General features: G+C 55.7%; 11 protein-coding genes. 8 read left to right on the plus strand and 3 right to left on the minus strand.

Annotated elements, in window-relative coordinates; all coding sequences use genetic code 11:
- Positions 1-345 precede the first annotated feature (345 nt).
- Positions 346-813 carry an Lrp/AsnC family transcriptional regulator gene (locus GGR27_RS11820; protein ID WP_168037655.1) on the minus strand — a complete coding sequence of 156 codons (468 nt, stop codon included), beginning with the start codon at positions 811-813 and terminating at the stop codon, positions 346-348.
- Positions 814-984: 171 nt separating this feature from the next.
- On the opposite strand from GGR27_RS11820, the gene GGR27_RS11825 reads away from it, so the two are divergent.
- A complete protein-coding gene (locus GGR27_RS11825; protein WP_168037656.1) occupies positions 985-1944 on the plus strand; it encodes an NAD-dependent epimerase/dehydratase family protein in 960 nt (319 codons plus the stop codon).
- 95 nt (positions 1945-2039) lie between these two features.
- On the plus strand, positions 2040-3224 hold the full coding sequence (gene kbl, locus GGR27_RS11830) for a glycine C-acetyltransferase (protein WP_168037657.1): 1185 nt from the start codon (positions 2040-2042) through the stop codon (positions 3222-3224).
- A gap of 208 nt (positions 3225-3432) precedes the next feature.
- On the opposite strand, the gene katG is transcribed toward kbl, so the two are convergent.
- Together katG and GGR27_RS11840 are read right to left on the minus strand one after the other, a co-directional pair.
- Entirely contained in the window at positions 3433-5730 is a 2298-nt protein-coding gene (gene katG, locus GGR27_RS11835) for a catalase/peroxidase HPI (RefSeq protein WP_168037658.1), read from the minus strand.
- A 292-nt stretch (positions 5731-6022) separates the two neighbouring features.
- Positions 6023-6619 carry a class I SAM-dependent methyltransferase gene (locus GGR27_RS11840; protein WP_168037659.1) on the minus strand — a complete coding sequence of 199 codons (597 nt, stop codon included), beginning with the start codon at positions 6617-6619 and terminating at the stop codon, positions 6023-6025.
- A gap of 416 nt (positions 6620-7035) precedes the next feature.
- Between GGR27_RS11840 and GGR27_RS11845 the strand changes: the two genes are divergently transcribed.
- The 6 genes from GGR27_RS11845 (at position 7036) to GGR27_RS11870 (ending at position 13375) form a co-directional block, all read left to right on the plus strand.
- Positions 7036-7719 (plus strand): response regulator transcription factor, encoded by a 684-nt coding sequence (locus GGR27_RS11845; protein WP_168037660.1) that lies wholly within the window; start codon positions 7036-7038, stop codon positions 7717-7719.
- A 188-nt stretch (positions 7720-7907) separates the two neighbouring features.
- A complete protein-coding gene (locus tag GGR27_RS11850; RefSeq protein WP_168037661.1) occupies positions 7908-9998 on the plus strand; it encodes a hypothetical protein in 2091 nt (696 codons plus the stop codon).
- A gap of 204 nt (positions 9999-10202) precedes the next feature.
- Complete coding sequence (locus tag GGR27_RS11855; protein ID WP_168037662.1) at positions 10203-10736, plus strand: hypothetical protein; 534 nt, start codon at positions 10203-10205, stop codon at positions 10734-10736.
- Positions 10737-11416: 680 nt separating this feature from the next.
- Positions 11417-12472, plus strand: a complete 1056-nt coding sequence (locus tag GGR27_RS11860) for an RluA family pseudouridine synthase (protein WP_168037663.1) — start codon at positions 11417-11419, stop codon at positions 12470-12472.
- Positions 12473-12477: 5 nt separating this feature from the next.
- Positions 12478-12975, plus strand: coding sequence for a DUF1415 family protein (locus GGR27_RS11865; protein ID WP_168037664.1), 498 nt, complete (start codon positions 12478-12480; stop codon positions 12973-12975).
- Between the two features lie 58 nt (positions 12976-13033).
- Positions 13034-13375: a hypothetical protein gene (locus tag GGR27_RS11870; protein WP_168037665.1), complete on the plus strand. Its 342-nt coding sequence runs from the start codon at positions 13034-13036 to the stop codon at positions 13373-13375.
- Positions 13376-13437 lie beyond the last annotated feature (62 nt).

Here is a 13437-nt window from a genome sequence, read left to right on the forward strand (position 1 = left end):
ACGGTTTAGTCCACCAAGCTAATTGATCTTTTGATGAGCGTTAAAATAATTTGATACGTACGAATTGTTCAGTATGGGAGTGGACAAATTATGTCGGGACGTTGATCGGTACGCCCATCAGTCTGGCGAGCGATGCGGTGTCTGAATTTGAGGTTTATCGAGTACGCAAGAGATGAGTCAATCCTCGCTATCCACTTCACCCGGCACCCGTGACCGCGCCCGTGTGATTATACGTACAATAGGCGCGGTCGTCCCGACTAAGTCGGGACTCGCTTTGGGAAAAGCAAAGTAGAAGGAACCCTGCTTTAATGTCTTTGCCGACCAGATATGCTTGACCCCGCGTAGTTACACATTAAGCGCCGTCGTCCGCTTAATCTCCTTCAGAACGAACGAGCTGTTCAGCTCCCCGATGTTCTCGATCGCCGAGAGTTTGTAGCGGATGAAGTCGTGGTAATCGTCGAGGCTGGCGCTGTTGACTTTGAGGATGAAGTCCACCTTACCGGCCATGTGGAAGCATTCCTGGACTTCTTCGAGCTCCCGGACTTGCGCCTCGAATTTCTCAATGTAGTTGCTGTCGTGGTACCGCATCGAAACCTGGCAAAAGGCGGTGACGGCGAGTTGGGGGAACAGTTTTTTGTCCAGCAGCGCGACGTAGGCAGCGATGTAGCCCGCGCGCTCCAGGCGGCGGATGCGCTCGTAGATGGGGGAGGGCGTGAGATCGAGATGGGCCGCGATTTCTTTGGCGGTTTTTTTCGAGTCCTGCTGAAGGATGCGGAGGATGGTCAAATCTGTATCGTCGAGGAGGTCTTGCATACGGGCCGAATAATTGCTGTTAAGGGGCTTATGAGAAAGGCATAGAAACAAAAATACCGGCTAAATTCAGTCTGGCGGGAATAATCACTGATTAAGTGAGAATGATAGCAAAAGATTACCGACAGGCTTAAATTTACCAGGTAAGTATGCCTGTACAGTAAACCAATAATCATGAACGAGACCATTCTGATCACCGGAGCCAATGGCCAGCTCGGTACGGTACTGACCTCCGCCCTGCAGGAACGCTTCGGCAGAGAGCGGGTGATCGTTACCGACATCCGCCCGCCGCAAAGAGAATTTTCTGGCCGGTTCGAGCAACTGGACGTAACCGATGCCGAAGGCTTAACACAAATGGTCCGGGAGAACAAAGTCACGCAGATCTACCACCTGGCGGCCATCCTCTCGGCCACCGGGGAAGCGGCGCCCCTGCGCACCTGGGAAATCAACATGACCGCCCTGCTGAACGTGCTGGAAGCGGCGCGGCTGGAGGGCGTCGATAAAGTATTTTACCCTAGCTCCATCGCCGTGTTCGGCCCCTCGGCCCCGGCGGCTGACGTGCCGAACGACTGTCATCTCGATCCGGTGACCGTCTACGGCATCAGCAAGGCCGCAGGTGAGAACTGGGCGCAGTACTACTTCAACCGTTACGGGCTCGACGTGCGCTCCCTACGCTACCCCGGCGTGATCGGCCATCAGAGTCAGCCCGGTGGCGGGACGACCGATTACGCAGTCGATATCTATCACGCCGCCGTCAAGAACGTGCCCTTTAGTTGCTTCCTGGATAAGGACGAACAACTCCCGATGATCTTCATGGACGACGCCATCCGTGCCACCCTCAAAATTATGGATGCACCGAAGGTCGCCATTCGTATCCGTACTTCTTACAACCTGGCCGGGCTGAGTTTTTGCCCCGCCGATGTCGCTGCTTCGATTCAGCGGCAGGCCCCCGGCTTCACCGTCGATTACAACCCCGACCACCGCCAGGCCATTGCCGCCGGCTGGCCCGACAGCATCGACGACTCCGCCGCCCGCACCGACTGGGGCTGGGAGCCGGAGTTCAACCTGGAACGGATGACGGAGGAGATGTTGAGCGCACTGAAAATTAAACAATCGGGGCAGATCGCGGCTTAACTACGCGACTACTTATGCCCTAAACCCCGCACCCGCGAAGCCAAAGCGAGTCCCGTACTTAGTCGGAACGCCCGCGCCACAATTAAATCAATAGTATGTACAGCATTCAGGATAGCCTCCAAACCGAAATAGAAGAGATCAAAGCCGCCGGCCTTTACAAAAAGGAACGTATCATCACCACGCCCCAGGGCGCTGAGATCGACACCGCCACTACGCCGGACGTGCTAAATTTTTGCGCCAATAATTACCTCGGCCTTTCCTCTCACCCCGAACTCCTCAAAGCGGCAAAAGCCACGATCGACAGCCACGGGTTCGGCCTGAGTTCCGTACGTTTTATCTGTGGTACCCAGGATATTCACAAAGAACTGGAACGCAAAACGGCCGAGTTTCTCGGCACCGAAGACTGCATTCTCTACGCCGCGGCTTTCGACGCCAACGGTGGTCTTTTCGAGCCCCTACTGACGGCTGAGGATGCCATCATTTCCGACGCCCTCAACCACGCTTCCATCATCGACGGCATCCGGCTCTGTAAGGCCCAGCGCCACCGGTACGACCATAACGACATGGCCGCCCTGGAAGAAGAACTCAAGAAGGCTTCCGGCGCTCGCCGCCGCCTCATTGTCACTGATGGCTCGTTCTCGATGGACGGCACCATCGCCCAACTCGATAAGATCTGCGACCTCGCCGACAAATACGATGCGATGGTAATGGTCGACGAATGCCACTCCACCGGTTTCATCGGCAAGACCGGGCGCGGCGTGCACGAATACTGCGGCGTGATGGACCGGGTAGACATCATTACCGGCACCTACGGAAAAGCACTCGGCGGAGCCAGCGGCGGTTTCACGGCCTCCCGCAGGGAGATCGTCGATATCCTCCGGCAGCGCTCCCGCCCCTACTTGTTTTCCAACACCCTCGCCCCGAGCATCGTCGGCGCTTCGATCAAGGCGATCGACATGCTGACGGAATCCACCGAGCTGCGTGACAAATTAGCGGACAATACCCAGTATTTCCGCGAGAAAATGACCGCCGCCGGTTTCGATATCCTTCCCGGTGATCACCCCATCGTCCCCGTTATGCTCTACGATGCACCCCTGGCCCAGGCCTACGCAAGTCGCCTGCTGGAGGAAGGGATATACGTCATCGGCTTCTTTTACCCGGTCGTACCGAAAGGCAAGGCGCGGATTCGCGTACAAATGTCCGCGGCTCACAGCCGGGAGCAGTTGGACGAAGCGATTGCGGCGTTCGTGAAAGTGGGTAAGGAGTTGGAGGTTGTTTAAGGTGCTTTAAACAACTGGGAGTGGACCCCCGATAGCTATCGGGGGTGCAGTGAATTAGGAAGGGGAGCAACGTGATATTGCTCCCCTTCTTACGTGCGTTGCACCTGCGTTAGCGCAATTATACATCTGATGAACTTTTGAGAATACTCGCCTCGCTGCGGTTCTCAAAAGGTACATCCGATGAAAATTGCTAACTCCACGGATAGAACTAGTTATCCTTCACGTCATACCGATCTAGCATCATCACCTTATCCCAGGCAGCAACAAAGTCCTTGACTAACCGCTCGTGACCGTCGTTCGCGCCGTAAACCTCGGCGACATTACGCAACTGGGCATTGGAACCAAAGATCAAGTCACAGCGGGTAGCGGTGTACTTAGTCTCGCCGGTACTACGGTCCTTCACGTCGAAATACATTTCGGTGCCGTCGGTAGGCGACCACTCGTAATCCATGCTCGTGAGCACGCGGAAGAAGTCATTCGTCAACTGACCGGGCCGGTCGGTAAAGACACCGTGCTTGGAGTAGTCCCAGTTCTGATCCAAAACCCGTAGACCACCAACCAATACGGCCCACTCCGGAGCGTTCAGCGTCAGTAGCTGAGCGCGGTCGAGGAAGATGCGCTCCGGTTGAATCTGGATGCCGACTTTGTCGTTGTAGTAGTTCTTAAAACCGTCCGCAACGGGCTTGAGCCAGTCGAAGCTTTCCGCGTCGGTCTGCTCGGCGTTGGCGTCCATCCGACCGGGCGTGAAGGGGACTTCGATCTCGACACCACCGGCCTTAGCGGCGTGCTCGACGGCAGCGCAACCACCGAGGACGATAAGGTCCGCCAGGGAGACTTTCTTACCGTCCGCCTGCGTGCGATTAAAGTCACCGCGCATCCCACCCAGTACGGTTAGAACATTTGTCAACTCTTCCGGGCGATTGATTTCCCAGGTATTCTGAGGGTCCAGCGCAATGCGGGCACCATTAGCTCCTCCGCGCTTATCCGTGTCGCGGTACACCGAAGCGGCGGACCAGGCGGCGGAAACGAGGGCCGAAACCGTGAGCCCGGTTCCGAGGATGCGGCGTTTCAGATCGGCGATATCATCAGCGTTAATGACCTCGTGATCGAGTGTGGGGATGGGATCTTGCCAGATAAAATCTTCGGCGGGTACTTCTGGTCCAACGTAACGATCCTTCGGGCCCATATCACGGTGAGTAAGCTTGTACCAGGCCTTAGAAAAAGCTTCGGTGAAGTAGTCGAAATCACCGAGAAACTTCTCACAGATCTTCCGGTAAGCCGGGTCGACTTTTAATGCAATATCGGAAGTCATCATCATCAACGCGTGGTCCATGCCGGGCCGGTGGGCGTCGGGCGTTGTTGGTGCGCTCTTGTCGACGGGTGTCCACTGCAGGGCACCGGCGGGGCTCTTCGTCTTTTCCCATTCGAACTTGAACAGGTTAATGAGGTAGTCGTTATCCCAGGTCGTCGGGTCGGGCGTCCAGGAGCCTTCGATACCGTTCGTGCTAGTGAATTCCGCGTTTCCGGTGCCGACGGGATTGTGCCAGCCGAAGCCTTGTTCCTGAATCTTTGCGATCTCGGGCGCCGCGCCGATCTTGGCGGCGGGGACGGCGCCGTGGCTCTTGCCGAAGGCGTGACCGCCAGCGATGAGGGCGACAGTCTCCTCGTCCTTCATGGCCATCCGCGCGAATGATTCGCGGATGTTACGGGCGGAATCCATGGGGTCGCCGTTGCCACCGGGTCCTTCGGGGTTGACGTAAATGAGGTTGGAGTGGGTAGCCGCGAGGGGATTTTCGAGATCGCGGTATTCCTCCTTGAGGCCACCGACCCAGCGGAGGTCCGGGCTGACCATTTCGTCGGGGTGACCGAGGTAATCGCCGGTTGCGGGAGATTCGGAGAAGGGTTTGCCGTTCCAGAATTCGGGCCCCCAGTAGGTGCTCTTGTCGGCTTCCCAGGCGTCGATGCGGCCGCCGGCAAAGCCTTGCGTGGGGAAGTTCATGATTTCGAGGGCGACGGTGCCGGCCAGGACGATGAGGTCGGCCCAGCTGAGTTTCGCGCCGTATTTCTGCTTGATGGGCCAGAGGAGGCGGCGGGATTTATCGGTATTTCCGTTGTCCCACCACGAACTGACCGGTGCGAAGCGTTGCATGGCTTGCCCCGCGCCACCCCGTCCGTCGGCGATCCGATAAGTGCCGGCGGAGTGCCAGGCCATGCGGATCATTTGTGGTCCGTAATTGCCGTAGTCGGCCGGCCACCAGTCTTTGCTGTCGACGAGCAGTTCGCGCGTGTCTTGCTTGAGCTGTTCGTAGTCGATACTTTTGAAAGCTTCCGCGTAGCTCTCGCCACTCAGTGGGTTGGCGGCGGGTTGGTCCTGGTGCAGCAGTTCCACTTGCAGGCGGTTGGGCCACCAGTCATCGATTTGGGGGGCGGTGCCAATTGCGCCGTTGACGCGGGTGCCGCGGAAGGGGCAGGATTCTAGATTTTGTGGGTTGGTTAGGTTCTTCATTGATCGCTTATTTTAGTATTGTAAGATATGGCGCGGACGCCCCGACTAAGTACGGGACTAACTATCGCGTCGCGGGTGCGGGGTATCGGTACGGAGGGCAAACCGGTTAGGGCATCCCGATATTCGCCAGAACTACTAAACTGTTTTGAAGCCTCTTTAGTGGTTACGTAGTAGTCGATTAGCAGCGTTTTTCTCGCTCACTCTATTTAGCGAGAGACGTCACCAAAATCACCGAATTTATCCGGCCCGTAGCAGTACGCGCAGACTCAACTTGCTTTCGATTAGCAAAGTTTTATCCAATGCAGGAGTAAATAAACGCCGGCGGTAGATTGGCCATGGTAAAGCTGACGGATACCCGCCCGAAGTAATCTTTCAGCAGGCTATAATCCTGAAGTGCGTACTGGTACTGAAAGAACTGCCCGCCAGGTTTCAAAACCCACTGGGCTTGACGTAAAATTTCGAGTTTCACTTCCTTCGGAATCATGGAAAGGGGCAAGCTGGAAACGACGTAGTCAACACTATTCTCCTCAAAATACTCCCGGAGCTGTTCCGCGCCGACGGGGAGGACGGAAAGTCGCTCGTCTTCGATCTGGTGGAGGACATCGATAAAGGTCGTGTTGATTTCAAAGGCGGTCACGTGACTCTCGGCATTAACCCGGTCGAGAATGGCGCGGGTAACGCAGCCGTCACCGGGGCCGAGCTCGACGATGCGCAGGGGGCGGTCGGCGGGGAGGGGCTCGATGAGCTTCTTGACGAGGGCCTTGCTGGAGCTGGCGATCGCGCCGGTGGACCGGAAGTTTTTGACCGCCGTGCGGAAGAAGGACCAGCTTTGCGGCATGGGGGAGGGGTAGTGGATAGTTTGTTGGTTGTCGTTAAATCCGGGCGTCAAGGTACGGTTTAAATGAGAATGGATGTTTTGCCACTTAACATTGCTCCTTCGTCCCATTATCTCTGCACCTGCGACCACGCCCAACCTTAAACGCAAGCCGGCAGGAAAGGATTTCTGACCCTACGGATTAATTATCGCCGCCGCCCCGGTCTTCAGCTAAAGATGTGGTGCACCTGACGCAAAAGCCTCGCAACAAACAACCCCGCCCCGCCTTTAGACGTAGTTCAGATAACCGAGAACTTGTCGGGGAATTAATGTTCGACCTGCGAACGCTTCCTTTTAGCCTGCTCGTCGTCTAGAAAATCAACTAATAACCCGTTATGAGATGATTTTCTAACCTTGATCAGACTAAAATTAAGCTGTTCTCGGCCAGAAAATTAATTCCCCCGACAAGCTCTTAAAACCACGCAAGCCCCATGCTACGAATCCTCCTGGTCGAAGACGAAGAAAACATCCGCGAGACGGTCAAGCTCAATTTTGAAATGGAAGACTACGAGGTCGTCACCGCCGCCGACGGGCGCAAGGCCCTCAAGCACGCCGCCGAGCAGCATTTCGACATCATGATCGTCGACGTGATGCTGCCCGAGGTGAACGGTTTTCAGGTGGTGGAGCAGATTCGCCTGAGCGACCGGGAAACGCCGATCATTTTCCTGACCGCCAAGGACCAGGCGCAGGACCGCATTCAGGGCCTCAAAAAAGGAGCCGATGACTATCTCACCAAACCGTTCGTCTTCGAAGAACTTCTGCTGCGCGTTCGCCGCCTCATCGAAAGAACCAGCAAGAACCCGGAGGTCAAGCCCGATCTCTACGTTTTTGGCAAGAACCAAGTCAACTTCGCCACTTACGAAGCGACCGGTAACCAGGGTAACTTTACGCTGACCAAAAAAGAAGCCATGCTCCTCAAACTCCTTACCGACCGGCAGGGAGAAGTCGTTAGCCGCCAGCAAATCCTGCAGTCCGTCTGGGGTTACGACGTCTACCCGAGCACGCGCACGATCGATAATTTTATCCTTTCCTTCCGGAAGTATTTCGAGACGGAACCGAAGGTGCCCACGCACTTTCTTAGCGTGCGGGGCGTTGGCTATAAGTTTGTTAGCTGATAAATAGGCGGTAGGCTTTCAGGCGGTAGGCGGTAGGGTCGCTCCGAATGAAATACTTGGAAGCGTTATTATTTAAGCCAATTAGCTCACCACCCGGCTAACGCTACCGTAAGTTTGTCTCTTTGCAAGCGGTCAACTGAACCGAGGTCTACCACCTACGTGCCTACCGCCTACCCACTACCGCCTAAATGAATAACCTCTCCTTCGAGTACCCCGCCTGGTTCTTAATCCTTTGCGCCACGGCGGGTTTCGTCGTAGCCTTCGTACTGTACTTCCGCGAGCAGCAATTTCGGGAGCAGCCACGCGGACTGATCTGGGGGATGGGCATTTTACGTTGGTTGGGGTACAGTTTGCTGGCCGCGCTGTTGTTATCGCCGTTGCTGCGTTACGTCGATCGGGACCAGCAGGAGCCGGTAGTCGTGCTCGCGCAGGACGTATCCGAATCGGTCGGTATGGAAATCGATACGACGGAATACCGCGCGCAGTGGACGGCGCTGCGGGATGCCCTTGCGGAAAAATACCAAGTCGTTGAGTACACCTTCGGGCAAAGCTTCCGGACGGATGGTGACTTACAGTTTACCGATAAGCGGACCAACCTGGACGCCGTCCTGACCGAAATTAGCGATGTTTACGGGACGCAAAACCTCGGCGCGGTCGTGCTGGCCACCGACGGCATCTACAACGAAGGCACCAACCCCGCCTACCGGGATTTACAAATTAAAGCGCCGATTTATACCGTCGGGCTGGGCGATACGAGCCAGCGGCGCGACCTGCTCGTCCGCCGTGTCTTCCACAACAAGATCGCTTACCTCGACGACCGTTTTTCGATTCAAGTGGACGTTTCCGCGCGAGGTGCCACGGGCTCCAGCACTCGCCTCACGGTAAGCAGGGTGGGGGAGGGTGGTAAAGTGCTGTTCTCCGAAAATATTTCGATTCAGGGAGACGACTTTTTCACCACAAAAGAAGTAGTCCTCACCGCCGACCGCCCCGGCGTGCAACGCTACCGGATCGCCCTGACGGGGATTGCGGACGAAGTAAGTACGGCGAATAACCGGCGGGATATTTTCGTAGACGTGCTGGATGCGCGGCAAAAGATCCTCGTCCTGGCCGATGCGCCGCATCCGGATTTGAGTGCCTTCAAACAAGCGCTGGCGACGGGTAAAAATAATGAAGTCGAAGTGGCGTACGCCGGAAAGTTTTCCGGGAAAGTAGGTGATTACGACCTCGTCATCCTGCACCAATTGCCTTCCGCCAAAAACCCCGTTGCCGGATTATTGATGCAACTCGGAACGAACAAGACGCCCACGCTATTCGTGATGGGGGAGCGTGCGCCCGCCGCCGCCTTCAACGCCGCGCAGGACTTGATCACCTACCGGGGAACGGCCGGCGCATCCGGAAATGAGGTGGGTGGACGGCTCGTAGCTGGGTTTAACTTGTTTACGCTTTCCGACGAACTGAAACAGTCTATCAACAGCTACCCGCCGCTCACCGCACCGTTCGGTGAGTTTACCCCGGGCCCGGGCGCGACGCAGCTACTACAGCAACGGATCGGGCGCGTCGACACCGAGTTTCCCCTCGTAACGATCGGGGAAAGCCGGGGCGTCCGGACCGGCGTAATTGCGGCCAGCGGACTCTGGCAGTGGCGCTTGTTCGACTTCCTCGAAAACGGCACCCACGAACGGTTCGACGAGTTGATCAGCCAACTCAGCCAGTACCTCACCGTGCAGGAAGACAAGCGGCGCTTCCGCGTCAACCTTGCCGAAAATATCTTCGACGAGAACGAACCGGTCCGGCTCGACGCCGAGCTGTACAACAGTAATTACGAACTCATCAACGACGCCGAAGCCACGGTAACAATCACGGGCGATGACGGCCGGGAGTTTGAATTTGCCTTCACCCGCACGTCCAATGCCTACACGCTCGACGCCGGCATCTTGCCAGTTGGTAATTACCGCTTCCGCGCGCGGACGAACACGGGTAATGAGGACCTGACGTACGACGGGCGCTTCAGCGTGCAGGCGGTGGAAGTCGAGCGTTATGCTCTGGAAGCGGATCACGGCTTATTGCGGCAGTTGAGTGAGCGGTACGGTGGTGAATTGATCTTTCCGGCCCAGTTGGTCGACCTACCCGCGCGACTAGAAGCAGCTGGAACGGTCAAACCTATTTTGCTGGATACGGTGAATACGCGCTCGGTGATTCACTTGAAGTGGATCTTTTTTGTACTGTTGACGCTTTATGCGGCGGAGTGGTTTATGCGGCGGTATTTTGGGGGGTATTAGATTTTAGGCGGTAGGAAGATTAGACGGTAGGCTGGTAGGCGGTAGTTTGTAGCTGGTTATTCTTTCTGGTTTTCTTTGTCAAGCAATTCTGATTGCTGAAGACTACGACACCAGGGGGCCAGGTTAAATGGGTGTTAAGGGGCTTGCAAGTCGACGGCGAAAGGGCAATATTGTTGGTCTAAACTTAAAGACCCACCCCCACATATGCGCACCTACTTCGCTTTTGCCCTCCTGTTTATGCTCACGCCCCTAACCGCCCAGTCCGACATTCGGGAGGTAGGCGTGCGTTTTAATAACTTCGACAACTTCAACTTGCTGCTCAAGAAGCAGATTGACGAAAATACCTACCGACGTTACGGCTTACTTTTGGCTAATGTGAATTTGTTGGTTGGTGAAAACGACGTCCGCGCCGCGCAGTTCGAAGTGAGTGCTTCGATCGGTAAGGAGCGGCGGCGGGACATCGGTAATGACATTCAGTTCGTGACTGGCTGGCAACCTTCCATCGGTCTTGGACTTACCGCTTCGGAATCGGTTACCTGCGTCAGCGTCACGCCCGGGATTGGTTACCTGCTCGGCTTTCAGTATAACATTTCTGATAATTTTTACGTGGCGGTAGAAGCTATTCCCAGCGTCAATTTTGCTTTGACTGTTGGAGATATAGCTGCCGCGAGATTGCAAGCGGGTATCAGCACCGCGGGGGTCGGCATTACGGCCGTTTACCGCTTCGTGAAGGAGTGACGGTTGAGCTTCTTAAATACTCTTTCATCTTTCTTAGGCCCGGTAGGGTCGTCTATCGTAGCGTGGGGATGCTTCCCCACGTTTTCGTTATTCCATGTTTCTGCCATTTCCCCACGTTTTCGTTATTCCCATGTTTCTGCCATTTCCCCACGTTTTCGTTATTCCCATGTTTCCGCCATTTCCCCACGTTTTCGTTATTCCCATGTTTCCGCCATTTCCCCACGTTTTCGTTATTCCCATGTTTCTGCCATTTCCCCACGTTTTCGTTATCCCATGTTTTCCGCCATTTCCCCACGTTTCTGTTATCCCCACGTTTCCGCCATTTCCACGTTCCTGCCATTTCCCCACGTTTTCGTTATCCCCACGTTTCCGTTATCCCCACGTCTCCATTATCCCCACGTTTTCGTTATCCCCACGTTTCCGCCATTCCCCACGTTTTCGTTATTCCCACGTCTCCGCCATTCCCCAGGTTTTCGTTTTCCCCACGTTTGCGTTATTATTATGTTTTTGTTATTCCCACGTCTCCACCATTCCTCTCGTTTCCGTTGTTCCCACGTCCCCCCGTTCACAATATTCCTGCGATCACATTATTTTCATAGTTGAATGATTCCCACATTTTCGTCATCCTCACATTTCCGCAATTCCCACGTTTCCGTCATCCCCCGCCGTACCTTCGCCAAATGCTAAAGCCAAAGCCCCAAATAGACCACATAGAAACCCAAACCATCACCGTCGACCCCGGTCAACAACCCATCCGCATCGACAAATTTTTGTCCATCCGGCTAGGAAAGATCTCCCGCAACCGCCTCCAGAATGGTATCAAGAAGGGAACGATCTTGGTTGATGGCGAGCAGGTAAAAGTGAACCACCTCATCAACCCCGGCGAGGTGATCTCCATCGAGGTCCCCCGCTACCGCCCCGAAGGCGAAGAATACGTCATCCCGCAGGATATCCCCCTCGACATCCGCTATGAGGACGACTACCTCATGGTCATCCACAAGCCCGCCGGCATGGTCGTCCACCCCGCGCCCGGCCACCGCGACGGCACGCTCGTCAACGCCCTCAAATTCTACCTCGACCGCGAGGATATTCCCACCCTACCCGGTAACGACGAGAACCGCGTCGGCCTCGTGCACCGCATCGACAAGGATACCTCCGGCCTCATGCTCGTCGCCAAAACGGAGAACACGATGACCCACCTGGCCAAGCAGTTTTTCGACCACTCCATTGACCGTATCTACCAAGCCGTCTGCTGGGGCGAGCCCGATCCGCCGGCCGGTACCATCGACGCCCACCTCGGCCGCGACCAGAACAACCGCCAGAAATACCGCGTCTTCGAAGAGCCGGAAGACAACCACAAGCACGCCATCACGCACTACCAAACGCTCGAAGGTTTGTACTACGTCAGCCTTCTTCAACTTAAACTCGAGACCGGCCGCACGCATCAGATTCGCGTCCACATGCAGTCCATCGGCCACCCACTGTTCAGCGATTCGCGCTACGGCGGCGACCGGATCGTCAAAGGCACCATCTACAGCAAGTACCGCATCTTCGCTGAGCGCTGTTTCGAAGCCTGCCCGCGCCAAGCCCTCCACGCCAAAAGCATCGCTTTCACCCACCCCGAAACCGGCGAGCGCATGACCTTCGTCAGCGACCTCCCCGACGACATGCAAACCATGCTCGATCGCTGGCGGAACTACGCGACATCCAAGCGTCAGAACGACACACTCTCGTGAATCCTGTGGAAGAAACCAGCCGCTGGGTCGAGGAATTCGTCATCAAACACGGTCTTTGTCCCTTCGCCGCCCGCCCGTTTCGGGAGGGTAGGGTCACCTTCGAGCAGCAGCCGAGTGATGACATAGAAACGTGTTTTAACTGGGCGCTGTCGCGGGTGCGAGGTTTATTAGAAAAAGAGCCAGGGGAAGTGGAAACTAGCCTTTTAATTTTTCCGAATGCCCTGGCGGATTTTGGTGAGTTCCTAGATTTCGTAGAAACGTTTGAAGAGGTCCTGGCGGAAGCCGGCGCGAATGAGTTAGTGCAGCTAGCCCATTTCCATCCGGGCTACCAATTTGCTGACGTACCGGCGGATGATGCTGGTAACCTGACTAATCAGGCGCCTCACCCCGTGGTGCAGTTGCTGCGGGTAGCAACCGTCGCCTCCGCCGTAGCTGAATTTCCGGACGTGGCGCAAATCCCCGAACGCAATATCCGCACCCTGCGAAAATTATTTAGAAAATAAGTACGTATTCAACCAACGTCTAATACTCCAACACCGTCAGGCAAATAAACTTTATTCCATGAAATTGCTGTTCCTGCTGTTTCTGCTCGTGTTTTTCTGCGCCGCGTGTGATGACGATGACGATCTCAACCTACTTACGGATGACATCCCCGAATGCGTACAGTCCGCCATCCGAGGGAGCCAGGATCCAGCAGTGACCCAAGTCCACGAAGTGCGCGTAGCCGACGAGCGTTATTACGAGTTTGGCACGGACGCATGCTGCGATTTCGGCGGTTTTACCCTAAACTCCGTCTGCGATACAGTTTGTACGACCGTTGGTTTCACCGGTATGCGGTCGGGAACGGACTGCATCAGTGGTAACGACTTTAACTTCACGCGGCGGCTGGTTTGGGAGAGATAGATCAAGTTTACGACTTCAGTGGACTCGCTGACGCACGCCAACGCGGCTAATCGGTAAGTCTT

Origin of the sequence: Neolewinella antarctica (assembly GCF_011927835.1) — a bacterium.
GTDB lineage: Bacteria > Bacteroidota > Bacteroidia > Chitinophagales > Saprospiraceae > Neolewinella > Neolewinella antarctica.